General features: G+C 70.3%; 23 protein-coding genes and 2 pseudogenes. 9 read left to right on the top strand and 16 right to left on the bottom strand.

From position 1 onward, the window contains the following. Positions 1-509 precede the first annotated feature (509 nt). Positions 510-635, bottom strand: a pseudogene (locus ACTVZO_RS41030) (helix-turn-helix domain-containing protein); the annotation flags it as partial. Positions 636-637: 2 nt separating this feature from the next. Here ACTVZO_RS41030 and ACTVZO_RS41025 point away from each other — a divergent pair. Then, positions 638-799 (top strand): annotated as a pseudogene (locus ACTVZO_RS41025) (VOC family protein); the annotation flags it as partial. Between the two features lie 62 nt (positions 800-861). Here the strand turns inward: ACTVZO_RS41025 and ACTVZO_RS41020 are convergent. From ACTVZO_RS41020 to ACTVZO_RS40985, 8 genes are all read right to left on the bottom strand, one after another. Next, a complete protein-coding gene (locus ACTVZO_RS41020) occupies positions 862-2079 on the bottom strand; it encodes an ABC transporter permease (RefSeq protein ID WP_443303679.1) in 1218 nt (405 codons plus the stop codon). Then, complete coding sequence (locus ACTVZO_RS41015; protein WP_443303678.1) at positions 2076-2789, bottom strand: ABC transporter ATP-binding protein; 714 nt, start codon at positions 2787-2789, stop codon at positions 2076-2078. The genes ACTVZO_RS41020 and ACTVZO_RS41015 overlap by 4 nt, the downstream gene beginning before the upstream one ends. After that, positions 2786-4015 carry a peptidoglycan-binding protein gene (locus ACTVZO_RS41010; RefSeq protein ID WP_443303677.1) on the bottom strand — a complete coding sequence of 410 codons (1230 nt, stop codon included), beginning with the start codon at positions 4013-4015 and terminating at the stop codon, positions 2786-2788. Before ACTVZO_RS41010 ends, ACTVZO_RS41015 begins: the two co-directional genes overlap by 4 nt. After that, complete coding sequence (locus ACTVZO_RS41005; protein WP_443303676.1) at positions 4012-4563, bottom strand: hypothetical protein; 552 nt, start codon at positions 4561-4563, stop codon at positions 4012-4014. Before ACTVZO_RS41005 ends, ACTVZO_RS41010 begins: the two co-directional genes overlap by 4 nt. Before the next feature lie 135 nt (positions 4564-4698). Beyond that, a complete protein-coding gene (locus tag ACTVZO_RS41000) occupies positions 4699-6213 on the bottom strand; it encodes a sensor histidine kinase (protein ID WP_443303675.1) in 1515 nt (504 codons plus the stop codon). Continuing rightward, the gene (locus ACTVZO_RS40995; RefSeq protein WP_443303674.1) at positions 6213-6941 is read right to left on the bottom strand and encodes a response regulator transcription factor; all 729 of its coding nucleotides are present in this window, start codon (positions 6939-6941) and stop codon (positions 6213-6215) included. The genes ACTVZO_RS41000 and ACTVZO_RS40995 overlap by 1 nt, the downstream gene beginning before the upstream one ends. A 386-nt stretch (positions 6942-7327) precedes the next feature. Beyond that, positions 7328-7768, bottom strand: a complete 441-nt coding sequence (locus ACTVZO_RS40990; RefSeq protein WP_443303673.1) for an ATP-binding protein — start codon at positions 7766-7768, stop codon at positions 7328-7330. Positions 7769-7871: 103 nt separating this feature from the next. Next, positions 7872-8279 (bottom strand): hypothetical protein, encoded by a 408-nt coding sequence (locus ACTVZO_RS40985; protein ID WP_443303672.1) that lies wholly within the window; start codon positions 8277-8279, stop codon positions 7872-7874. A 308-nt stretch (positions 8280-8587) separates the two neighbouring features. On the opposite strand from ACTVZO_RS40985, the gene ACTVZO_RS40980 reads away from it, so the two are divergent. The 3 genes from ACTVZO_RS40980 to ACTVZO_RS40970 all read left to right on the top strand — a co-directional run bounded on the left by ACTVZO_RS40980 (position 8588) and on the right by ACTVZO_RS40970 (position 13013). Beyond that, entirely contained in the window at positions 8588-10621 is a 2034-nt protein-coding gene (locus ACTVZO_RS40980; protein ID WP_443303670.1) for an MMPL family transporter, read from the top strand. 67 nt (positions 10622-10688) lie between these two features. After that, on the top strand, positions 10689-12272 hold the full coding sequence (locus ACTVZO_RS40975; protein ID WP_443303669.1) for a molybdopterin-dependent oxidoreductase: 1584 nt from the start codon (positions 10689-10691) through the stop codon (positions 12270-12272). A 90-nt stretch (positions 12273-12362) separates the two neighbouring features. After that, a complete protein-coding gene (locus ACTVZO_RS40970; protein WP_443303668.1) occupies positions 12363-13013 on the top strand; it encodes a fasciclin domain-containing protein in 651 nt (216 codons plus the stop codon). A 995-nt stretch (positions 13014-14008) separates the two neighbouring features. On the opposite strand, the gene ACTVZO_RS40965 is transcribed toward ACTVZO_RS40970, so the two are convergent. Genes ACTVZO_RS40965 through ACTVZO_RS40945 form a run of 5 tightly spaced genes read right to left on the bottom strand, consistent with a single transcriptional unit; the run spans position 14009 to position 17939 of the window. Then, entirely contained in the window at positions 14009-14992 is a 984-nt protein-coding gene (locus tag ACTVZO_RS40965) for an Rv1681 family radical SAM protein (RefSeq protein ID WP_443303667.1), read from the bottom strand. Next, positions 14986-15795 carry an Rv1680 family SBP-like protein gene (locus ACTVZO_RS40960; protein ID WP_443303666.1) on the bottom strand — a complete coding sequence of 270 codons (810 nt, stop codon included), beginning with the start codon at positions 15793-15795 and terminating at the stop codon, positions 14986-14988. The genes ACTVZO_RS40965 and ACTVZO_RS40960 overlap by 7 nt, the downstream gene beginning before the upstream one ends. Positions 15796-15843: 48 nt before the next feature. After that, positions 15844-16968: an Rv1679 family acyl-CoA dehydrogenase gene (fadE16, locus tag ACTVZO_RS40955; protein WP_443303665.1), complete on the bottom strand. Its 1125-nt coding sequence runs from the start codon at positions 16966-16968 to the stop codon at positions 15844-15846. Continuing rightward, entirely contained in the window at positions 16965-17369 is a 405-nt protein-coding gene (locus ACTVZO_RS40950; RefSeq protein ID WP_443303664.1) for an Rv1678 family membrane protein, read from the bottom strand. The genes fadE16 and ACTVZO_RS40950 overlap by 4 nt, the downstream gene beginning before the upstream one ends. 18 nt (positions 17370-17387) lie before the next feature. Beyond that, positions 17388-17939, bottom strand: a complete 552-nt coding sequence (locus tag ACTVZO_RS40945; protein WP_443303662.1) for a DoxX family protein — start codon at positions 17937-17939, stop codon at positions 17388-17390. Positions 17940-18143: 204 nt separating this feature from the next. On the opposite strand from ACTVZO_RS40945, the gene ACTVZO_RS40940 reads away from it, so the two are divergent. The 4 genes from ACTVZO_RS40940 (at position 18144) to ACTVZO_RS40925 (ending at position 22455) form a co-directional block, all read left to right on the top strand. Then, positions 18144-19199: an NAD-dependent epimerase/dehydratase family protein gene (locus ACTVZO_RS40940; protein WP_443303661.1), complete on the top strand. Its 1056-nt coding sequence runs from the start codon at positions 18144-18146 to the stop codon at positions 19197-19199. A 415-nt stretch (positions 19200-19614) separates the two neighbouring features. After that, positions 19615-20325, top strand: a complete 711-nt coding sequence (locus ACTVZO_RS40935) for a glycosyltransferase family 2 protein (protein ID WP_443303660.1) — start codon at positions 19615-19617, stop codon at positions 20323-20325. A 5-nt stretch (positions 20326-20330) separates the two neighbouring features. Then, positions 20331-20954 (top strand): TIGR04282 family arsenosugar biosynthesis glycosyltransferase, encoded by a 624-nt coding sequence (locus ACTVZO_RS40930; RefSeq protein WP_443303759.1) that lies wholly within the window; start codon positions 20331-20333, stop codon positions 20952-20954. A gap of 127 nt (positions 20955-21081) precedes the next feature. Then, positions 21082-22455, top strand: a complete 1374-nt coding sequence (locus ACTVZO_RS40925; RefSeq protein ID WP_443303658.1) for a glycosyltransferase 87 family protein — start codon at positions 21082-21084, stop codon at positions 22453-22455. A 43-nt stretch (positions 22456-22498) separates the two neighbouring features. Here ACTVZO_RS40925 and ACTVZO_RS40920 read toward each other — a convergent pair whose 3' ends face one another. Beyond that, positions 22499-22831: a hypothetical protein gene (locus ACTVZO_RS40920; RefSeq protein ID WP_443303657.1), complete on the bottom strand. Its 333-nt coding sequence runs from the start codon at positions 22829-22831 to the stop codon at positions 22499-22501. Positions 22832-23137: 306 nt separating this feature from the next. Between ACTVZO_RS40920 and ACTVZO_RS40915 the strand changes: the two genes are divergently transcribed. Next, on the top strand, positions 23138-23521 hold the full coding sequence (locus tag ACTVZO_RS40915) for an STAS domain-containing protein (protein WP_443303656.1): 384 nt from the start codon (positions 23138-23140) through the stop codon (positions 23519-23521). A 6-nt stretch (positions 23522-23527) separates the two neighbouring features. Here the strand turns inward: ACTVZO_RS40915 and ACTVZO_RS40910 are convergent, their stop codons facing one another. After that, positions 23528-23929 (bottom strand): STAS domain-containing protein, encoded by a 402-nt coding sequence (locus tag ACTVZO_RS40910; RefSeq protein WP_443303655.1) that lies wholly within the window; start codon positions 23927-23929, stop codon positions 23528-23530. Between the last annotated feature and the right edge of the window lie 57 nt (positions 23930-23986).

The raw sequence follows: 23986 nt of genomic DNA, 5'->3' as shown, positions 1-23986 counted from the left end.
AGGACCGGCTTCGGCCGCTGGCCGTACGGGATGCGGTCGTGTTCGCGGATGTGCGGACAGGTCGTGGCCAGCGGGGTGAAGGCGGCCCCGGTCTCTGCCGTCATCACGGGGAAGAAGCGCCGGGCCTGCTCGCACTGGCCGGTGGTGGTCCAGGTGTAGCCGCAGGTGCCGTGCAGGGCACGGGTGATGAGACGGCGGCCGATACCGCGGCTCTGCCATTCCTCGTCGATGGAGATCTTGTTGATGATGCCGTGGCGGCAGGCGTCACAGACCTGCCAGACGAACTGGCCCGCATCCAGGCCGTCCCTCTCATAGAGCCGGATCTGCCGCCGGTCGGCGGGGTAGGCGGGCGGGCGGGTGGTAGATGAAGGGGATCGGCTGGCAGCTGGTGGCCAGGCGAATCCACTGCCAGCGGGCGGGGGTCAATCCCTCGGGTATAGGCGGCATCGTGACTCCTTCAAGGCGCCCGGACAGCCCCTGTCTGCCACCCGGAACCAGGCGACTGTTGATCAGGCGTTCGGGGTGCGTGTGGCACCGCCGCGACCGCGCAGGGGGACGCCGGCCTCGGTGAGGATGCGGTGGACGAAGCCGTACGAACGCCCGGCGCTGGCGGCGAGGGTACGGATGGAGGCTCCGCGACTACCAGGCCCTCAAGGCGCGGGGGGTGCAGTTCCTCCAGGAACCCCAGGAGCGGCCCTATGGCACGGAGGCGATCTTCCGTGACGACTCGGGCAACTGGTTCTCCTTCACCCAGGCCAAGAAGGGCGACCTCGACATGAACCAGGAATGGGGCTGCTGACCCCCCTCCCACCGCGGCACCGGTGCCCCCTGCCCGGAAGGTGTGGCAGGGGGCACCGGTATTCAGGAGGCCGCGAGTGCTTCGGTCGGGGGCAGGCGGGCTGCCCGGACGGCTGGGTAGAAGCCGGCGAGGCCGCCGATGACGAGGGTGGCGCCGACTCCGCCAGCCATGGCCCAGGCAGGTACCACGGTGGGCCAGCCCTGGTAGGTGGCGTAGCCGCCGGTGACCGCGATGCCCAGGAGTACGCCGCCCGCACCGCCGAGGGCTGACAGCAAGAGGGACTCGCAGAGGAACTGGGTGCGGATCTGACCGCGGGTGGCTCCCAGAGACCGGCGGAGGCCGATTTCGGCGCGGCGTTCCAGTACGGAGATGACCATGGTGTTGGCCACTCCGACGCCGCCGACGAGGAGGGTGACGGCACCGAGTCCCAGGAGCAGTCCGCTCAGGGTGTCGTCGGTGGCTTCCTTGGCGGCCAAGGCGTCGGAGGGCCGGGAGACCTCGACCGAGCTGGGGTCTTCGGGGTTGGCCGTGGCACCGAGTACGGCCTGTACGTCGGTCACCGCCGCCCCGTCCGCGCGGGTGTACACGGTGGTGGGGTACCCGTCGAAGTCGAGGTTTCGTTGGGCGGCTTCCCAGCCGACGAACGCGCCGGCGTCCAGTTCGGCCGCGAGTTCGTTGGGTTCGAGGATACCGACGACCGTGAACCACTCTCCGCCCAGCCACACCTGGGTGTCGGGGTCGGCCTGGGAGACGGCCAGTTGTTCGGCAGCCTTGGGTCCGAGGACGACGGCCGGGTACTTGCCGCTGGCGTCGTTGAGCCACTGCCCCGTGGCCACCTTGCCGCCGACGGTGTCGGGGAGGTCGGTGCGGGCCGCGTAGACCCCGATGCCGCCGGTCTCCTGCTTGGGGATCCGGTCGTTGCGGTAGACCTTGGCGTCCGTCTTGCCGATGGCCGACACGGACTCGACGGAGCCTATCCGGCCGACCATCTCAACGGCTTCGGCAGACAGGTGCGCGTCGCCGCCGCCGAACGACTGCCCGGGGGAGACGGTGAGGAGGTTGGTACCCAGCGCGTCCAGCTTGCGGTTGAGTTCCTCGCTGGAGGAGGTGGAGATCCCTACGACGCCGATCATCGCCGCGATGCCGATCGCGATGCCGAGTGCGGAGAGGAACACCCGCATGGGGCGGGAGCGCAGGCCCGAACCGCCGACGCGCAGTACGTCCGCCGGGCTCAGGCGGGCGGCCTGCGGGCGAGGACGGGGAGGTGCTGTGGTGGTCATGTCCCGGCCCTCTCGTAGGCTCGGCCCGGTACGGCGGAGTCGTGTTCGATGTGGCCGTCCTTGATGCGGACCTCTCGGGGGAGGGAGGCCGCGATGTCGCGGTCGTGGGTGATGATCACGACAGTGGTTCCGGAGTCGTGGAGTTCGTGGAGCAGCTCCATGACGACTGCCCCGGAGCGGGAGTCGAGTGCGCCGGTCGGCTCGTCGGCCAGCAGCAGGGGCGGGTCGCCGAGGACGGCGCGGGCGATGGCCACGCGCTGCTTCTCACCGCCCGAGAGCTGGTGCGGTTCGTTGTACAGCCGGTGGCCCAGACCCACTCGACGCAGGGTCCGTTCGGCGAGTTGACGCCGTTCGCCACGGGGCTTTCCGCTGTACAGGAGCCCGTCGGCGACGCTGTCCAGTGCGGGGACACCGGGGGCCAGGTGGAACTGCTGGAAGACGAAGCCGATCGTGCCGGCGCGCAGCGCGGACAGCTGGCGGTCGCTGAGCTGCGAGACGTCGTGGCCGTCGATGGCGACGGTTCCGGCGGTCGGCCGGCTGAGGGTGCCGATGATGTTGAGCATGGTGGACTTGCCGGAGCCAGAGGGTCCGACGACAGCGAGCAGTTCACCGCGCTGGACGACCAGATCGGCTCCGGCGAGGGCGGCGACCTCCCCGTACGTCTTGCAGACGCCCCTCAGCTCGATGACCGCAGGGGTGGCGGGGCTCACTTGGGCACCCCTACGACCAGGCCGGCCGTGACGCCCTGGCCGGAGACCTCGACGAGTCCGCCCGCGAACATGCCGAGCTCCACCGGCAGGTACTCGACGCCCTTGGGCCCGACGGTCTCCAGCGCGTAGCCGCCCTCCCGGAGCGCCACCAGGGCGTTGATCGGAACAGCCAGGACATCCTTGCGGGTCTCCGCCTCGAAGGTGACGTCCACGGGCGCGGCCTGGTAACGGCCCAGCTTGCTCTGGTCCTTGACCTCGAGCGCGATCGGGAGCGTGGCGTCGGCGGAACTGGCGCCGGCCCCCGCGGAGCCGGCGGTGCTGCCCGCGGCCGGGGCGGCGGTCGCCGCCGTGCCGATACCCTTGACCGTGGCGTCGACCTTGGTGCCGTCCGGGAGCTTGAGGGTGGCCTTGGTGCCCTCGTCGACGAGGTCCTCGAATTTCACTTCGAGGTCGACGGTCACCATCCGCTCCGTGCCGGTCCAGGTCAGGATGTCCCCGGTGGGCGCGCTGCCGGCGGCGGACTTGACATCGGCCACCCGTCGCTCGCCGACGGCCACGACCGCGTCTCCTGGGGCCACGGTTCCGGTCTCTTCGCGGCCGAGGTTCTCCTGCCATGCCTTCACCGCGGTGGCGGTGGCGTCGGTGTACTCGTCGTCCACCGTGAAACCGGTGTATCCCAGGGCGGAGAGGTTCTCCTCCACAAGCTTGACGTCCTTGCCCTCGCTGCCCGACTGGACTGTCCGATACAGAGGGGTGGACCCGTACAGGAGCGGCACCTTGACCTCGTTGAGGCTGTACACGGTGTCGCCGCGTGCGATGGTGTCGCCTTCGTTCGGCAGCCAGGTGATCACGCCCGAACCGCTGCCGGTCGTGCTCTGTCCACCCTGCGAGGCACCGGAAGGCGGGGCTTGGACTCCGGTGACGTCACCGTAGCCGAGGTTTCCGCTGACGGTCTCGGTACGTGTCAGTGAAGCGGTCTCCACCTTCGCCGTCTTGGGTGGTCCCGACGACACGGCTGAGGTGGTCGTGTCGCCGTCTCCGCCCAGGGCTCCGGTGGCGGCGGCCACTCCGGTTCCGGCGGCGACAGCCACCGCGACGGCGACCAGCGAGGCGCGCAGCGGTCGCTTCCTGCGGCGCGGGGCGGCGGAGGTCTGGCCGGCGGAGCGATCGGCTTCGGCACCGCCGTCCACGGCCTCCAGGCTCTCGGTGCTTTCGCGGAGGGTCATTTCCGGCCTCCCATCATGCCGCTGAGGAACTCGCGGCATTCACCCATGGCGTCCTGGAACTTGGGGTCGCTCATGTTCATCGACTCCCGGTCGAAGCCCTCGGGGCCCGGGTCGTCCATGTCCACGCCGTTCTCGCGCATGCACGCCGCGAACTTCTTCATGTTCTCCAGCTGCGCCGCGTCCGGGGTGCCCTGGCCGCCGCGGTCCTTCATGGCCTGCGGAGCCTTGTCCCGGCAGGCCTCCAACGCCGTGCGCAGCGCCCCGGAGTCGGCGCCGCCTCCCATGACGGACTGGAGGTTCAGCCTCCCCGTCTCGGGGTCCGGGTCCTCCATGTCGACACCGTTGTCCCGCATACAGGAAACGAACTCCTGCGACTGCTCGGCATCGCTCTTGGCCGAGCCTGCACCGCCCGACCCGCTCCCCTCACCGCTGACCGAGGCCACCTTCGAGGTGGCGCCGTCCGATCCGCCGCATCCCGACAGCAGGCCCATCGCCACGATCACGGCGGCCGGCCATGTCAGCGCACGCGCCTGGAGCGCCGTTCGCATCCTCACCACTCCCTTGAATCCGACTACCGCCGGCCGCTGACGCGGCCCGCGTGTCCGTACGAGTGGTGATGCTGGCAGCCCAGGTTCAGCGGACCCTGGGCCCGACCTCAAAGCCACCTGGGAATCGGCGGCGCGTCATGAAAGCGGCAGGATGACCCGGAACGTCGCGCCCGTACCGGGGGGCCGCGCCGCCAGATCCAGCCGACCGCCGTGCGCCTCCACGATCGCGGCCGCGATGGACAGCCCCAGACCCGCACCGCCGCCGGTGCGCGCAGGGTCGGCGCGGTAGAGCCGCTCGAACACGTACGGGGCATGCCCGGGCGGCACCCCGGGGCCCGTGTCGGCCACCTCGATGACCGCGGCCGGACGGTCACCGGGCCCCGCTTTGCCCGTGGCCGCGACGGCCGGGCCGAGCGCATCGGGGCACCTGGAGCCGAGCCGCAGGGTGATCTCCGCGCTGGGAGGTGTGTGCCGGTCGGCGTTGGCCAGCAGGTTGCCGAGCACCTGCCGCAACTGCAGCGGATCACCGATCACCGTCATGGGCTCGATCAGAGCGCCCGACTCGTCCAGGTCCAGGATCCGCACGACACGGCTCGTGGAACGGGCGTGCAGAGCCCGCGCCACGTCCAAAGTGAGCTCCAGGATGTCGACGGGCAGCTGCTCCGGCTTCCGCTGTTCGTCCAGCCGGGCCAGCATCAGAAGATCCTCCACGAGAACCCCCATCCGCGCCGCCTCCGCCTCGATGCGCCGCATGGCGTCCACCGGGTCACCACCGCGCCGGTAGAGCTCGGCGAAGCCCCGGATGGAGGTCAGGGGGGTGCGCAGCTCGTGCGAGGCATCGGCGAGGAAGCGCCGCAGTTTCAGTTCGGAGGCCGTGCGGGCCTCGATCTCATACTCCACGCGGCCGAGCATCGCGTTCATCGCGCCGCCCAGCCGGCCCGGCTCCGTGTGGGGATCCGTATCCGGGACACGCTGTGAGAGGTCTCCTGCCGCGATGAGCCCGGCGGTGGCCTCCATCCGCGTCAAAGGGCGCAGGCCCACCCTGACCAGGAACGCCGCCCCCGCCCCCAGCAGCGCGAGCGCGCCGGCCACGACGGCTGCGTCGATCAGCATCAGCCGGTCCGTGGTCTCCTCCACTTGAGCCAGGGAGATGGCCGTGACGATGAACCCGCCCTGCTCCAGGCCGGCCGTCGGCTCGACCACCTTGACGACGGCCCGCCAGTCGGCGCCCCCGTCCTCTCCCGGAACGGTGAACGGAACACCCGCATGCCCGGCCAGTTCCGCCACCGATGGCAGGGCGGGGCCCGGTTCGGGGTCGTCCATCGGGTACATCACACGCTTGCCGCCCTGCTCGAACAGGTAGATCCGGGCGTCGGAACCGAACACCCCCGACAGGAACTGGTCGCCGGACGCGGGGGCGCGCGGCCCGTCCGGCGCAGGGTCGGCGAGGCTGCGCACCAGCCGCTGCTGCTGGCCTCCCCAGCCGGGAACGGACAGCTGCCGGTCGACGCGGTCGACAAGGTACGAGCGCAGCAGGACCACCCCGGCCGTGCTGGCGCCGATCAGGGCGACCGCGGTCAAGGCGGCACTCACCACGACAAGCCGGGACCGCAGCGTCCAGTGCCGCCACCGGCGGGGCCCGGACAGCATCACCGGTCTCCGTGCGGCAGCCGCAAGGTGTACCCCACGCCGCGGACGGTGTGGATGAGTCGGGGGCCGGTGGAGTCGAGCTTACGACGCAGATAGTAGACGTAGGACTCCACGATCCGGCTGTCGCCCCCGAAGTCGTAGGACCACACCCGGTCCAGGATCTGGGCCTTGCTGATCACCCGGCCCGGATACTCCAGCAGGAAGCGCAGCAGGTTGAACTCGGTCGGTGAAAGGTCGATGCGCATGCCGGCGCGGCGCACCTCGTGCCGGTCCTCGTCGAGCTCGAGGTCGGCGTAGCGCAGCACAGCATCGGGAGCCTCCTCGGTGCGCGGACCATTTCCTGAACGGGTGCGGCGAAGGATCGCCCGGATCCGCAGCACCACCTCCTCCAGGCTGAACGGCTTCGTCACGTAGTCGTCACCGCCAGCGGTCAGCCCCCGGATCCTGTCGTCCTGGGAGTCCCTGGCCGTGAGGAACAGCACCGGCACCTCTTGACCGGCTGCCCGCAGCCGGGCCGCCACCTCGAATCCGTCGAGATCGGGAAGCATGACGTCCAGCACGATGAGACCAGGGCAGGCTGACTCTACGGCCGTCAGTGCGTCGAACCCGGTCGCTGCCACCGCGACGTCGAAGCCCACCAGGCGCAGGGTCTGGGACAGGAGATCACGAATGTTCGGCTCGTCGTCCACGACGAGAACGGTGGTGGGGGACGGTGCGGTGTCGGTCATGGTTTCCATCCGTACCGCAGCAACCTCAAAGGAAGCTGAGAGCCGCCTTTGCATCTCCACATAACACGGCTCGGGATGCCCTTCCGGTATGACATTGACGGCTGAGGCGACAGTACGGGTGGCGGCCTCGACGAGGGCTATGCCGTCATCTTGACTGCGGTTGCCGTCGGGCAGGATCGCGATGAGTCACTCTCGCCCGTCCAGCTGCGCACTCCCGAGGCCGCGACCCATCGTGAGGACGGGGACAGCCGACGACATCAGTCATGGCGACCATCAGCAGTACAGCGCCAGGCGGCGGGGCTGAGCGCGATGTGCAAGGCCGGTCAGGGCCTCCGGAACCAATGCCGTGGTCTGTGTAGCGGCCTGGCTCTGCTGCAGTGCATCGGTCAGGGGCCATGATTCGGCGAAGTGCCCCAGGTGAGGACTGCGATGACCTGCTTGCCGTGGTCGGACGGGCAGACGAAGAGATCGGCGCCGAGCGCCCGGATGATGTTCAGGCCGCGGCCGCCCGGCCCAATCCGCTGGGTGCCGTCATGGTGGCCGGACAGGTCGCCGGAGCCGTCGCTGACGGCGATACCGGCACGTCCCTTCTCGAGGCTGAAGGTGAGCGCATAGGGCCCATCGGCGTGCAGAACTGCGTTGGTGACCAGCTCGGATACGACGAGCAGGATGTCCTCGGCGACACTGCGGGGGCAGGGTGCCCCTTCCATCTCCAGGGCCAGTATTCGTACGACCCCCTGACGCGCCTGACGCGCCGCCTGCGCACTCGATGGGAGCTGGACGTGCAGGGTGGCCGGACACGCGCGGGATGTGAGGGCGGTGTCCATGGTGATTCCTCCAGGTGAGCGGTCCCCGGGACCGGGGCCGGGCGGAAGGGAAGCGCAGTAGGGGCTCCGGTGAACCCGGAGCCCCACCGCAGCTGGCCAGCGGTCACCACTTGGCGTGGCAGTTCCAGTGGCCGGGGACCCAATGGCTGATGTAGTGGCCGGGCACCCAGTGCTGCTTCCAGTAGCCCTTGCCCCACCATCCGTCGTGCCACTTTCCGTGGTGGTCCCAGTAGCCGTGGTGCCAGGTCCCCTGGTGCCACTTGCCTTCCCAGTGGCCCTTGACCCACTTCTGTGACCAGTGGCCCTTGGCCCAGGTGCACCGGTCATGGCGGTCGTTTCGGTCCCACCGGTCATGCCGGTGGTCCCGGTCGCCGGTGACCGTCGAGGCCACCGCGGACGGTGCCGGCGCGGCTTGTGCCGTGGCGGAGACGCCCAGCGCGGACGCACCGGCCAACAGCCCGGCCGAGGCCGCTCCGGCAACCAGCCGCCGCACGCGCAGAGATGCGGTCATCGCACTCACCTCCTTCAACTGCTCGATCGCTGTGCTTCATGGCCCCTGCACTTTCGAGGCCCTATGCGGATGATTCGGGACGAACCATCTGCCGGATTGCGTGAATCTGTGGCCAATACGCGGCAGCCGTTCGGGTGATCTCCGGCGCTCCCGCCCATCCCGGTCCCTGTGCCGTGCCGAAACGAGAGGAGGACAGCAACCCAGGCGCCCGTGCTCTGCTGCCGGACGGAGCCCGTGGGGCGGCAGCGGCGGCAACACAGAGGGATGGCTTCGCGTTGAGGCTCAACCATGCAAGGTCACTAGTCGTAGTGCTGCTGTGGCTGGTTCTGGCTGTCGCCACCGGCCCCTTCACCGTCCGTCTCGGCGAGGTGACGCAGGCCGGCCACGTGGTGCAGTTGCCGGCAGGTGCGGAGTCCACCGAGGCGGCACGACTGCTCAATCCGGCCGCCGCCGGCCAGCCGCTGCCCCTTGCCGTGATCTGGACCCCGCGCGCCGAGAGCGAACGGATCACCCTGGCGCAGCGGAAGGCGGCCGGTCAGGTCACTGGCCGGCTTTCCGCTCCCGGCCCCGCCGTCGTCCCGGTGCTTGCCGGCGATGGCCGGGCTCTGATCTCGGTGATCTCCGTCGGCCCTGACGATCTGCCCGCTCAGCTCACTGCCGTCCGGCAGGCGGCTTCCTCCGTCGCGGGCACGAGCGTGCACGTGGCCGGGCCCGCGGCCGCCCAGGTCGACCTCGACGGCGCCTTCGCGAAGACCGACGGCGCTCTGCTGGCCGTCGCTATCGGTGGAGTACTGGTGATTTTGCTGCTGGTCTACCGCAGCCTGCTGATGCCGCTGCTGGTGATCACGGGCGCACTGATGGCTCTGGCCGTGGCCTGCGCCGCCCTGTACGTCCTGGCCCGGTCGGGCCTGCTGCCCATTGACGGGCAGAGCCAGGGCATCGTGTTCGTCCTGGTCGTCGGAGCCAGCACCGACTACGCCCTCCTTCTGGCCGCCCGCTACCGCGAAGAACTCGTTACGCAGCCGAATACCGCCCGGGCGATGGCGGCCGCGTGCCGGGCCACCGCGCCGCCGGTGCTGGCCAGCGCCGCGACCATCGCCTGCGCGATGATGACGCTGTTGTTCAGCAGCCTGCCCTCCGAGCGGGCGCTGGGACCGGCTGTGGCCATCGCCATGGGCTGCTGCGCCGGCGTGTCACTGACCTTCCTGCCGGCCGTCCTCCTCCTATGCGGCCGACGCGCACTGCGGCCGGCCAGGGCGGATGGCTGGTGGACACGGTCGGCGCGTGCGATCGAGTGCCGGCCGCGCCGCGTGTGGCTGGGCTGCCTCGCCCTGCTGGCCGTGGGAGCGGCATGCGCGCCGCTGCTCACCCAAAGCGGGGTGCCCCTGCACCGGGCATTGCCTCCGGGTTCGCCCTCCGTTGCCGGCCACCACGTCATGGCGCGTCACTTCCCCGCCGGTACCGCGAGCCCCCTGGCCGTCGTCGCTCCCGCCGCGCACGCCGCCGAGGCCGGCCGCCGCATCGCTGTGACGGCGGGCGTCGCGGCCACCACCACCGCCCCCGGCCCCGCCGGTCCCGGTGAGAGGGTGCAGATCCTGGTGACACTGACGGATCCCCCGGACAGCGCCCGAGCCCGCCACACCGTGACCCGCCTTCGTACCGCGCTCGCCGGGACCGACGCGCTGGTCGGCGGGCAGAGCGCGCAGCTCGCCGATCTGCACCAGGCGTCCGTACGCGGCCACCGGCTGATCACGCCCATGGTCTTGGTCGTGGTGCTGGCCGTCCTGATCGTGCTCCTGCGCTGCTTGCTTTTGCCGCTGCTTCTGGTCGCGGCCGCCTGGGTCAGCCTGCTCACTGCGTTCGGGACCGCCGCGCTCGCCTTCCGCGTGCTGCTCGGCGACGCTGCCACCGAGCCTGCCGTGGTGCTGTTCTCCTTCGTCTTCCTCGTCGCGCTCGGGGTGGACTACAACATCTTCCTCGTCCACCGGATCCGCAGCGAAGCAGTCCTGCTCGGCACCCCAGCGGGGGTACGGCGGGGACTGGCCAGTACCGGCGGCGTCATCAGCGCCGCCGGGCTCATCCTGGCCGCCACCTTCGCCGCGCTGACGGTCATGCCCCTGCTCTACCTGGCACAGATCGGGGGCATCGTCGCCCTCGGTGTCCTCATCGACACCCTCCTGGTACGCCTGTTCCTCGTCCCCGCCCTCATCCTCGACCTCGGACACCGCACCTGGTGGCCCGCCCGCCTGACAGGCGACCGCACCCCCGGACGTGACCCGGCCCGCCCCGACCGCGCACTCGGTGACCAGGGCCGCACCAAGGCGGCCACGTCCGCGCCGTGAAGGCAACACGGGCGAACGGTTCACTCTCCCGGGGGTTTGGGCCAATCCGCCGGGCGGGTGCTGCCGAATGAGAGGTGTGAGCAGCTTCCGCAGCACCCTGTTCCGCGCCGTGCTCGGCGCGCTGGCCGGACTCCTGGCCGCGTTCACGGCTCTGGCCGTGGCCGAGCTGGTCGCCGCTCTGGTGCGGCCCGCCGCGGGACCGGTGACCGTGGTGGGCGGCGCGGTCATCGACCGGACACCGGCACCGGTCAAGGACTTCGCGATCCGCACGTTCGGAGAGAACGACAAGACCGTCCTGCAGCTCGGGATCCTTGCCCTCCTCGCGCTGTTCGCCATCGGCCTGGGCATGCTGAGCCTGCGCCACCGGCGGACCGGCGCAGCCGGCGTGTTGCTGTTCGGCATCGCCGGTGCGGCCGCGGCCTGGAGCCGGCCCGACTCTGCCGGAATCGGTGACGCCCTGCCCTCGCTCGCCGGAGCCGCCGCCGGCGCAGGCATCCTCTATCTCCTGGCGGGCAAGGCATCGACCCCCGCAGCTGTGGGCGGCGAAAGCGACAGTTTGGGATGGAGCAGGAGGGGGTTCTTGACCGCTGCCGCCGTGACCGCCGGTGCGGCCACCTCCGCCGGTGCACTCGGCCGATTCCTCGTCGGCCGGCGCGGTGAGGGCGCCGTGGCTTCCCGCAACGCCCTCGTCCTTCCTGAGCCGGCCTCACCGGCCCCTGCCGTCCCGGCGGGCGCCCAGTTGAAGGTGCCCGACATCAGCCCCTTCACGACACCGAACCGGGACTTCTACCGTGTCGACACCGCACTCGTCGTTCCCAAGATCGACGCGGGCACATGGCGGCTGCGGATCCACGGCAAAGGCGTCACCCGGCCCCGCACCTACACCCTCGACCAGCTCCTGGCCCGCCCCCTCATCGAACGCGACATCACCCTCACATGTGTGTCCAACGAGGTAGGCGGCCCCTACATCGGCAACGCCCGCTGGCTCGGCGTCCCCCTCGCCGACCTCCTGCAAGAGGCCGGCGTCCGGCCTCCCTCGAAGGGCGGCAAAGCCGATCAGCTGGTGGCACGCTCCGTGGACGGCATGACCCTCGGCTCACCGGTCGAGGACCTCATGGACGGCCGCGACGCCATCCTCGCGATCGGCATGAACGGCGAACCGCTGCCCTTCGACCACGGCTTCCCCGTCCGCATGCTCGTACCCGGCCTCTACGGCTACGTGTCCGCCTGCAAGTGGATCGAAGACATCGAACTGACCACGTTCGACACCTACGACCCCTACTGGGTCAAGCGCAAGTGGGCCCGCAAGGCGCCCATCAAGACACAGGCCCGCATCGACACCCCCAAGCCGTTCGGACGTCCCGCCGCCGGCCCCGTCACGGTCGCCGGTGTCGCCTGGGCCCAGCGCCGCGGCATCACCCGCGTCGAGGTCCGGATCGACGACGGGCCGTGGCAGGACGCAGACCTCGCCGCCCAGGACACCATCGACACCTGGCGCCAGTGGTCCTACCGCTGGAACCCCACCCCGGGCGGACACACCATCACCGTCCGCGCCACCGACGGCACCGGATCGGTGCAGACCGAAGACCGCACCCGGACCATCCCCGACGGAGCCAGCGGCTGGCACAGCGTCTTCGTCACCATCCCCTAGACCACCGGACCGCCCGCTCAGGACCGGATCCGGCAGCACAACCAGCATCCCTCTCAAACCCCTGAAGAATTCCGCAAGGAGCAAACCGTAATGAACAGCATGAAGATCCGCCGTACCGCGATCGCCGTCGCCGCAGCCGCCCTGCTGCCCTTCTCGCTCGCCGCCTGCTCCGACTCCGGCAGCGACACCAAGGCCGCCCCCACCGCGGCCGCCGGCGATGAGGCCAAGACCGACGCCAGTACCCCGGCAGGCGACACGATGACCGGCGACAAGCCCTTCGGCCCGGCCTGCGCCGGCGTGCCGAAGGATGGCGCGGGTTCCTTCGACGGCATGGCCAAGGACCCGGTCGCCACTGCCGCGTCCAACAACCCGGCCCTGTCCACCCTGGTCGCCGCCGTCAAGCAGGCCGGTCTCGTCGACACCCTCAACAACGCCAAGGACATCACCGTCTTCGCCCCCACCAACGACGCCTTCGCGAAGATCCCGAAGGCCGACCTCGACAAGGTCCTCGCCGACAAGGAGCAGCTCACCAAGATCCTCACCTACCACGTCGTCGGCCAGAAGCTCACGCCCAAGCAGCTGGAGAACGGCAGCTTCGAGACCCTCCAGAAGGGCATGGTCACCACCACCGGCTCCGGCGAGGCCTACAAGGTCAACGACACCGCGAACGTGGTCTGCGGCAACGTCAAGACCGCCAACGCCAACGTCTACATCATCGACAGCGTCCTGATGCCGAAGTAGCACCCCCTGCCTCGGCCCAGGAATGCCAGGCGGCCCTGCATCCCCCTTTTGCGGGGGCGTGCAGGGCCACCGGCTTGACCAGCAGTAGCCGGGGCCATGGCAGGACGAGCCCGGCCCTTGCATAGCGGGTTCTGTGACGCGGGACGTGTACCGATCGAGGGAGCGGGCGAAGGGCTGCTTCTGGCTGATGGGCAGGGCTGGTTCGGTGTCCTGGTGCTTCGCCGGAAAGGCGTCCGGAGCCTGGACGGTGCGCACGCCAGCCCGTGCGAGCGGCTGTGAAGGCTGTCATGGCGATGCCCTGCCACATCGAAGCGATGGGACCGCAACCGGCAGTAACCAGATGGCCGTTGGGTCGTTGAACGGACCGGGGACGCACCCCCGGCCGGCGATCCTTCGCTTTCGACTCTCTGGCCGGGGCCCTAACCCTGGCATCTGACAGTTGCCGACCCGGCCAAGCTCCCGGGTGATGGTTTCACCCGCGGTGGTGTCCACATCCCCACCCAGCGCGCTGGTGTGCCTGTCAGATGTCAGGGCCTACCTCAGCCTGCAGCCCTGGTCACATGACGGTCGGCCAACGACGCTCCCTCCGGGCGTGATCCGGATGTAGCGGCCGCCCCGGGTTCGGTGCCGCGTCGCAATTCGGTGAACCGAGTTCGTGGAGCGGTACTTCCGTTCTGGGCTGTTGATCCCTGGATGCGTTGTGGCGTCGGCCATAGTCGTCGCCACACGCGTCATGTGAGGAAGGCGGCGCGGCTGGTTCGTCTTCGTAGGGGTGCGGGTTAGGGTCGGCTGCAGCCCGTGCCGGAATGGCGTGTGCGGGCCAGGCCCGGCGCCCAGTCTCTGGGGGAGGTCGCCGGGCCGCCCCAGGTCCACCAGAGAGCACACGAATCGCCTTGAGGTGCTCTGCCGCACGTAGTTGCGCTCGATCTGGCCGGGGTAGGAGCGTCACCCGCGAGGCCAGGGGACTCCGGCCGTTCGGGTCGAGTGTGGTCGGGTCATGCGCAGGGGAAGGCGAGGGCTGCGGAGTCGGCGGTGTTCCGGAATGAGCGAAATCGCTCTCGCACGAGGTCGATGGCGGCGTCGAGGGGGAAGACGTTCCGGGTGACGAGCTGTTCGTCGTCGTCGGCGCCGACGGGGTGCCAGTAGACACCGTCGGCTGTGATGGTCACTTCCGGGATCAGGGTCTGCACGGTGAGTTCCAGACCGTCGTCCGCGGCGCCTTCGTGGGCGAGGGGTCGGACGACCTGGTTCTCGCGTGTGATTCCGAGCGAGTCCAGGAAGGTTCGCAGTTCATGCTCCTCGTGCCGGTCGTCGGTGGTGAGGGTCGCCGCGACCCGAACGGTGAAGCCTTCGCCCAGGGCGATGCGGATGCCGGCGACTGCTTTGGCCCAGGTGCCTTTGCCGCGGTGGGAGTCGTGGAGGTCGGGGGTGGCAGAGTCGAGGCTGATCTGCAGGGTGAGCCGGTCGCGGGGCATGGCCTGGAGGACTTGGAGGCGGTGCCCGCGGAAGAGCATGCCGTTGGTGAGGAGGGTGGTGGGCAGCGCGGCGGTGCACGCGGAGACGATCTCGTCGAGGTCGGGCAGGATGAACGGCTCGCCGCCCGTCAGCAGGATCTCCAGGACCCCGGCGGCCGGGGCCGCTTTCGCGATCTCTCTTACCCTGTCCACGCCCAGGGCTCGTCTGGCTGTCTGTGGTGAGGACCGGGCGCAGCAGTAGTCGCAGGCGAGGTTGCAGTCGAAGTTGGTGTAGAGCCACAGGCGTGCCCCGGGGCGGCGCTCCGGGGGCAGGGCGGTGATCGGGTCGGGTGGGCGGCCCCTGCGGATGGTGATGCTGGTGTCGTCGGCGGTGATGAGGGTGTTGCCGGTGCGCCGGCACCAGGAGGCGGCGAGGGCGGCCTGGGCGGGTGTGGTGATGGGGAGCGTGACGGTGTCGCCCTCCGCCGTGGCGGAGAGCTTCTCGACGAGGTCGAGGATCACCATCGCGACGCAATCTCCTGTTCCTCGACCGCTTGGAAGAGGTCGGTGTAGCCGGCGAGCTGCGGGCGCAGCCAGCGGGTGAGGCCCTCCAGTTCCAGGATGCGGCGGTGCTCGGGGTTGTTGAAGTCCATGGCCAGCAGGTGTGTGGTCCAGGCGTCGGCGCGGGCGGTGTCGAGGGTGTCGAGCGCGGTGAAGTTGCAGTGGCAGTAGGTGGGGCTGGTCCAGAACGCCTCGAGGGCATCGGGCATGAGTTCGTCTCGGCCGATCGATTCCCAGGTGGTGATGCCGATCGCGGCGGCGTCGGCGTCGCCGTCGAGGACCGCCCGGATGGCATCCAGCTCGCTGCGGCCGGTGTCGCCGTGTTTCCCGATGTCACTGTCGATCCGCAGCAGCTCCACGTCCCCGTCGCTGATGCCTTCGCGGCGCAGGTAGTGCAGGGGCAGGATGGCCGCCTGTGCGGAGTCGCGGCTGCCGAGCGCGAGGCGTCGGCCTCGGAGGTCGGCGGGGCCGCGCAGGCCGGCCCCGGCGCGGCAGACGAGGTGGCTGCGGAAGGTGAGGTCGGTGTCACGCATGGCCAGTGCCCGGGCGTGGCCATCGCTCTGCAGGACGGTGCGGACCCAGGCCAGGTTCGTGTTCCAGGCGATGTCGATGGTCTTGGCGAGGAGTGCGTCGACCTGGCGGCCGTAGTTGGAGAACAGGACGAAGTCCATCTCGACCGGTGCGGTGCGGTAGTAGTCGCGGATGCCCTCCCAGATGGGCACCACGTTGGGGGTGTAGGCCACTGCTCCCACGACCAGCGGTTCCATTCGGTCCCTCCTTCACCGGGCGCATGTGCACGTGCGGGCGGTCCAGGTTCAGCCGAATACCGGCTGGCCGGTGATGGCCTTGCCGTAGAAGTCGTACAAGACGTCGGCGGTCGGGGCCATGACGTGACCGGCCCGGGCGTCGCGGAAGAACCGTTCGACGGCCAGATGCTGGGAGAACGCCGCACCGCCGCACACCCGCATGGCGTCGTCGGTGACGGCCAGGGCAGTGTCGTTGGCCAGAGCCTTGACCCCGAGGACGTACAACGGGGTCTGCTCGTCGGGTGCGGCGATGCTGCCCGCCGCTGCGCGCAGGTAGGCGTCCGCGGCCTCCAGCTGCAGCGACATCCGGGCGAGGCGAGCGCGGATGGTGGGTAGCTCGGCGAGCCTCTGGCCGGTGTGCTGGAGGGTGGCGGCGCTGGTGTGGCGAACGGCGGCGTCCAGGGCGGCGCGGGCCAGGCCGAGGGAGACGGCGGCGTTGCCGAGGTTGAACCAGGGCATGACCGTCTCGGTCATCAGGGTGAGGCCGCTGCCGGCCTCGCCGAGGCGGGTGGGGTCGGGGGCGGTCACGTCGAAGCGCATCGGAGCGGAGGCGTTGCCGCGCAGGCCCAGGCCGCGGAACGTCCCGGTGACGGACACGCCCGGGTCGCCTGCTTCGATGGCGTACAGGTCGACGGTGCCGGCCTCGTCGGCGGAGAGCACGGATGTGATGTACATCTGTGCGTGTCCGGCGGAGGTCACCCAGCTCTTGTCCGCTGTGAACCGCGCATCCGGGCCGCCGTTGCGCTCGGCCTGGGAGACCGGCGCCCAGAAGTGAGAGCGGGACCCGGGTTCGCTGAACGCCAGCGTGGCCAGCGTCTCGCCTCCCGCGAGAGCCGATACCAGTGACGGCATCCCCTTCGGCGGCGCGGCCGCTACGGTCATGGCGCCACTGACGTGCATCAGGTAGACCATCGCCGTCGACCCGCACACGGCGGCCAGCTCGGCCGTGACGTGGGCGAACTCTCGCGGGCCTACGCCCAGCCCGCCTTCCCGTTCGGGCACTGTCAGACCCAGCAGGCCCGAGGCGCCCAGAGCCGCTACCGCCTCGGTGGGGAACCGGCACTCGGCATCAACGGCCGGCGCGTGTTCGGCGGCGGTGGCCAGGACGGGCTTCAACAGACTGTCGACGTTCATGCGGGATCGTGCCTTCCCGTGGCGGACGTGGGGGTATCACGGTCGTCGGGCGCCGGGGTGAGGCCGAGGGCGAGCAGTCCCACGGCGAAGCCGAGCAGCAGGGCCACCGTCGATCCGTCGCCCCCGAGCAGGTGGTTCGCACCGGTCCAGGCGATCTGCACCAGCTGCACAACGGCCGCGGCCAGGAAACCCGCCCCGGCCAGGGCGATCAACGCCCGCGACTCCACGAGCCCCGCCGTCACGGCCACTGCGGCCAGGACGAGCATCACCAGCGTCCCCGTCCCGCCCAGCGTGACCAGCCGCCACGGCGGGCCGTCGGCGATGGCCAGGACACAGCTGGCCGCAGCGCCGATGCCCAGACCGGCGGCCGTGCGCCCAATGGCGGAGCGCGCAGTACGCATGGGAGCCCCTTCCTGGGTTCACGACGCCGCGATCAGCACCCGCGACAGCCGGCCGCCCCGCTGCCGCCACAGCGGGCGCAGAGCGCCGTCGACGCCGTAGGCGCGCCCGGCAGCGGTGGCCAGCAGCGCCAGATGGACGGCATACATGAGGAAATAGGACCAGAACCACTCGTGCGGGGTGTTCAGCACGGAGAAGGTGATGGCGGTCGTCTGGACCAGACCGACCAGCGCCCAGAACCGGGCGGCAAGACCCACCAGGAGAAACGCTCCCAGGCATGCCTCGATCGCGAACGCGCCCCAGGCGAACACCGCGAAGTGGGGGACGATCACGTGCTCGACCAGCCACGCCCACGGGGCGAAGACCTCGTTGTCCACCCCTCTGAGGGTCCAGGCGTAGAGGTCCTCCGGGGGGTCACTGCTGTGCCCGAAGTCCGGCGGATGTTTCCAGGAGAGGTTCTGGATCCACAGCAGGGCGACCGTGACCCGGCACACGGCCATAAGCACTCGGGAAGCACGCGACGAGGCCAGCGGCTCCGGTCCCGGGCGCTCGGTCTGCTCGTTGACGGCCATACTGCACGACCTCTGATCATGCTCCAGGAACCTGAGAAATCTTCTGCCGCACCTCCATCCACTCACGCCGCCCCGGGCACGGCAAGCCGTAGACGCCCCTACCAAGTGCGTCCTGCAGACCGGACAGCGGTCAACACATTCCCAGCACCACGACAGCGCGGCGCGCCCCGGAGCCCAGGGGGGGAAGGGCCTAGCGTTGGGGTCATGCGTGTACTGGTCACCGGCGGAGCGGGCTTCATCGGCTCGCAGATCGCCACCGCGCTCGCCGACCGCGCCCACGACCCGGTCGTACTCGACACCCAGCTGCCAGCGGTCCACCGGACCGCCGCACACCCATCCGCCCCGGACGCGGAATGGGTCCACGCGGACGTACGGGACCAGGATGCGCTGATTCGGACGCTGCGCAGGGTGGACGCGGTATGCCATCAGGCGGCCATGGTGGGTCTGGGCAAAGACTTCACCGAGGCGCCCGCCTATGTGAGCTGCAACGATGTGGGGACCGCCGTGCTGCTGGCGTCCATGGCGCAGACCGGGGTCAACCGGCTGGTCCTCGCCGGATCGATGGTCGTCTACGGGGAAGGCCGCTACGACTGCCCCCGGCACGGACAGGTACACCCCGGGCCACGGACGAGCGAGGATCTCGATGCCGGGCGCTTCGAGCCTTCCTGCCCTGACTGCGGCGCCGATCTGGAGCCCGGGCTCGTGGACGAGGACGCGCCACTCGATCCGCGCAACGTGTATGCCGCAACCAAGGTCGCCCAGGAGCACCTGGCCGCCGCATGGGCGCGGGCGACCGGCGGCCGGGCCGTGTCCCTGCGTTACCACAACGTCTACGGTCCGGGGATGCCGCGAGACACCCCGTACGCGGGCGTCGCCTCCTTCTTCCGCTCCGCGCTCGCCCGCGGGGAGGCTCCCCGGGTGTTCGAGGACGGCGGGCAGCGCAGGGACTTCGTACACGTCCGGGACGTGGCCTCGGCCAACGTGCTGGTGCTGGAGGCCCTCGCCGGCCGGGAGCCCGGCATGCTGAGTGCGTTCAACACCGGCAGCGGGCAGGTCCACACGGTCGGGGAGATGGCTCAGGCGCTCGCCCGGGCACATGACGGCCCGGAACCCGTGGTCACCGGCGAGTACCGGCTCGGCGACGTACGGCACATCACCGCATCCTCGCAGCGGCTGACCCGCGAACTGGGCTGGCGGGCGCAGACCGGCTTCACCGAAGGAATGGCGGAGTTCGCGCACAGCCCGCAGCGTGGAACCTGATCGGGAAGACCCCTGCGGCGGTCACTCCCCGCCGTCGCACGGCCTCACCGGACACGCCGACATGGGTATCCGGGTGTGTCATCGACCAGGGACCATCGGCGATGGCTATGCTCCTCAAGGTGGCTGAACTCACCCTGGAGGAAAGCGAACTGCCGACCTCCCGGAACGTGGCCCATGTGGCCACGTTCATGGGTATCCGCTGGCGAGTCGTCGAACGGTTGAAGGACGACGAGGTCGTCAAGATCAAGGAACGGATGCTCTGGAGCCGTCGTCGGCAGCAGCGGACTCCCGCTGTGCACGGAGATCATGTCCCTCTTCGAGCCGAGCACGTTCTCTTTCAGGACCTTCCCATCGAGTGCCCGTCAGGGTGCTTGACGGGCACCGTTGAAGACTCGATGCCCCGTGGAGCGAGACCATGGCCCGCCAGAACGCCGTAACGGTGGACGTCGTACTGCCGTGCCTGAACGAAGCCCGCGCCCTGCCCTGGGTACTGGAACGCATCCCGCCCACCTGGCGGGCGATCGTCGTGGACAACGGCTCAAGCGACGGTTCAGGCGCCATCGCCGCCGCTCTCGGCGCGACCGTCGTGTACCAGCCGGAGCGCGGGTTCGGCGCCGCCTGTCATACGGGGCTGCTGGCGGCGGAGGCGGAGTTCGTCTGCTTCTGCGACTGCGACGCCTCCCTGGACCCCGGGTTGCTGCCCGCCTTCGTACAGCAAGTGGCGGACGGAACGGCGGACCTGGTGCTGGGACGACGCCGCCCGCAGGGACATGCGGCCTGGCCCCTTCACGCGCGGGCCGCGAATCTTGCCCTGTCCCAGATGGTGCGCCGGCGTATCGGGCTGCGCCTGCACGATCTGGGGCCCATGCGCGCCGCCCGGCGTAAGCCGCTGATCGGCCTGCGGCTGACCGACCGGCGCAGCGGCTACCCGCTTCAGATGGTCCTGCGCGCGGCCGACGCGGGCTGGCGGGTCAGCGAGGTCGATGTCCCGTATCTGCCTCGGGCCGGGAAGTCGAAGGTCACCGGAACGTGGAGGGGTACCTGGCACGCGGTGCACGACATGCGCGCGGTGCTGTCGGAGCCACCCCGGCATGCTCCGGCGTCCGGTGGGGCGGCTACGCGGTGACCACGATGCTCATCCTTGCCAAGGAACCGATGCCCGGCCGGGTTAAGACCCGCCTCACCCCGCCGTTCACGCCCCGACAGGCGGCCTGGCTGGCTGAAGCGATGCTCAGCGACTCCCTCCACGCCATGCTCGCGGCCCCCGTCGAACGACGCGTGCTTGTCCTCGAGGGCACTGCCGGCGCCTGGTTTCCGCCCGGCATCGAGGTCGCACCGCAGGCACCGGGCACACTTGACGAACGCCTCGCCGCGGCCTTCGGACTTTGCACCGGCCCGGCCGTACTGATCGGCATGGACACCCCGCAGGTCACCCCCGCCGTCCTCGCGCCCGCATTCGCCCAGGACGCCTGGCAGGGCTGCGACGCATGGTTCGGCCCGGCAGCCGACGGGGGATTCTGGGCCCTGGGACTGGCCCACCCCGATCCCGCGCTGCTGCGCGGAGTACGGATGGACGCCCCCGACACCGGCGCCCGGCAGCGCCGACGGCTGACCGAGGCCGGACTGACCGTGCGGGACCTGCCCGTGCTGCGGGACGTCGACACCGCAGCCGACGCACGGGCCGTGGCCGCCACCGCCCCACAGACCCGCTTCGCCGCCGCTCTGACCCTGCTGACACAGTCCGGGCCCCATTGACCACCGCCCTCGCACCACACAGCCGCCCGGCACGCGGATGCGCCCCTCCGGGTTCACGGCCGCCCCGCAAGGCTGTCGGCAGGCCGATGAACCCGCCGGATACAGCAGGAACGGCAGCCGCGAACCGGTGAACCGTGCACCTGCCGCCCGCACCGCGACCCTGCTGGCCGCCTTGACCACCGTCCTGGTCCTGACCATCCGAAACGACGGGTACCACACCGATCCGGCCGGGCTGGCCTGCTGGTACGCGGCATGCTGGCTGCTCTTCGCCGCCGCAGCCTGGTCACTGCGCAAGACGCCCGTCCGTCACACCGTGGCGCTGGTGCTGGCGGGCGGCATCGCGGTAGCTGCCACGGGCCTGGCCGCGCCCCCACGCACCAGCACCGACATCTACCGCTACGCATGGGACGGACGAGTACAGGCCGCCGGAATCTCCCCCTACGACCACCCCCCGGCCGACCCGCAGCTGGCGGGACTGCGCGACGGCTGGCTCTTCCCCACCGGCGCCGCCTGTGCACATCCCGACCGGGCCCGCATCCCCGCCCCCGACGACAGCACGACGCACTGCACCCGCATCAACCGCCCCCAGGCCCACTCCATCTACCCGCCCGTCGCCCAGGGCTACTTCCTGCTCGTCCGCACCCTCGCCCCCGACAACGCCAGACACAAACCACTCCAAATCGCTGGAATGCTCCTCGCACTCGGCGTCACCGGCGCCCTGCTGCTCGTGCTGCGCCGAGTCGGTAACGTGCGCCACGCCGCGTACTGGGCCTGGTGCCCGGCCGTCCCCATCGAAGCGGTCAACAACGCACACGCCGACACACTCGGCGCCCTCCTGACCGTCCTCGCCCTCGGCATCGTCACCCGGCACCCCAGTGCGGGCGGCGCCCTGCTCGGCGCGGCCGCCGCCACCAAACTCCTGCCCGCCCTGGTACTGCCCGGCGCCCTCTCAGGAGTGCGGCGCCTCAGGGACGCAGCGACCGTACTCCTCCCCGCCGCCGCAGTGGCGGCCGCGGTCTACCTGCCGTACACGCTGATGTCCAAGGGCTCGGTCCTCGGCTACCTCGGCGGCTACCTCGAGGAGGAAGGCTACGACGACACAGCCTCGGGAACGAATCGGTACGCCCTGCTGCGCCTGCTCCTCCCCGACTCTCTGATCCTTCCCGTCCTGGCCGTCGCCCTGCTGGCCGTCGCCTGGCACGTCGTGCGGCACGGAGATCGGGAGCGCCCCTGGGCCGGCGCCCTGCTGATCACCGGCACGACCTTCCTCCTGCTGACCCCCGGCTACTCCTGGTATGCACTCCTCCTCGTGGCACTGGTCGCCCTGGACGGCCGCTGGGAATGGCTGGGCGTCCAGGCCGCCGGCGCCGCCACGTACCTCATAGGACGGACCTTCGACGGCCGGTACACCGTGGGCACAACCGCGTACGCCATGGCTGCGGCCGCCGTGCTCGCGGGGTGGGCACTACGACGCAGCCGGCCGACTGCGGACCACCAGTAGCCGGGCCAGCACTCTCACTCCATCCTGAGTGACACGGGTTCGTTCAGCTCAGCCTTTCGCGCAGCGCCTGGAAGACGCATGCCCCGTACACCGTGCGCATGACGCGCGTGGGCCCCTTGCCGGGGTGAAGATCGCGAACCACATCCAGTCCGTGCACACCACCCCCTCCCGCGCGATGGTCTCGCCGAGCGGCAGGTAGGTGCCCTGGGTCGCTTGTGAGCTTGAGCGCCTCCATGACGGGCTTGCGCCGGTCGTTGCAGGAGCGAAAGTCCAGCACGCCGAGGAGCTGCATAAGCCCGCTGCGGTAGTCGTTGGTGTCGGAGGATATGAACACCTCCGGGTTGATGCATGCGAACTCCGTGTTCGTCGCTTGCATTCGTGCTGGCCGGCAGAGGCGCCGCCGTACTGTCGGAACTGATGTCCGCGGAGCAGCCCGACGGACCGGCGGGCCTGCTGAAGGCGCCAAAGAGACAACAAGATGATCTTCAGGATCCGGTGCGCTCGGCCCACTCGTGGAGGCGGGCGGGCGAGAACGGGTTCGGCGACGTGACGGGCGAAAGGGGACGCCGGGGCCTGCCCGGCTTGCTGCCGTGCTCGGGGCGGGGCGACTATCGAAACGGGCCCTGATCCCGGCCTGGGGTCGGCTACGCGTCAAGCCGCTCAGGGTAGCAAGGTGAGAGGCATGGAGCCCGACTTCCACATCATGATCCGCCGCTACGGTCCGACCGTGCACTGCAGCCCAGTGGGAGAACTGGACCTCGACACGCGGCCGGCCCTCGAACGGCTGTGGGCGCTTCCGGACGGCCAGGTCTCGGTAGTGGTCTGCGATATGCGCGGCCTGACGTTCATGGACGTCACCGGCCTGCACCGCCTCCTGGACATGGCCGCCCACATACATGGCCGGGGCATCGACTTCTTCGCCTACAACTGGCAGCGCCAGCCCCTGCGGCTCCTGGACCTTATCGACGACCTCGACCCGGGCCAGCCGGGCACTGGCCGTCGCTGCCCACCGACCCTCCCGCTGCGCCGCACGCCGACAGCCGGCCGTCGGCGGCTTGTCCACTAGATGCCGCTAGAGGCCGTCGAGCGCCACGTCGAGGTCCGCGAAATTCTCGCGCCAGGCTCGCTTCTCGATCAGGCGGCGAAAGCCCGCCAGCGCATAGCGTTCACCGGTGGACGAGCCGGGCCCCGGCATACTGGCGACCCGCGCCATCAGCCGCTGGGGCTGGGACTGCCAGCCGACGACCAGGACCCGCAGGCCCAGGCACTCCGCCCGCCGGTGCAGGTCCAAAACAAGCAGCAGGCCCGCGGAGTCCATGAACGCAACGCCCTGAAGATCGACCATGAGGACCCCCTCATGCACGGCGCCCTGCGCCAGCGCCCCCTGGAGAACCGGCGCGGCGGCCGCGTCGAGATCCCCGCTGACGCCGATCAGGAGCGTGCTTCCGCACCGCTGAACTTCCGTGGTGATCAATCCAGGCCTGTCTTCCTTGGTCGTTGGGATACCGGATCCCAGAAGTCCTCATCCTGG

The organism is Streptomyces sp. IBSNAI002 (assembly GCF_052244475.1).
Lineage (GTDB): Bacteria > Actinomycetota > Actinomycetes > Streptomycetales > Streptomycetaceae > Streptomyces.
This window is presented reverse-complemented; position numbering and strand designations above follow the sequence as displayed.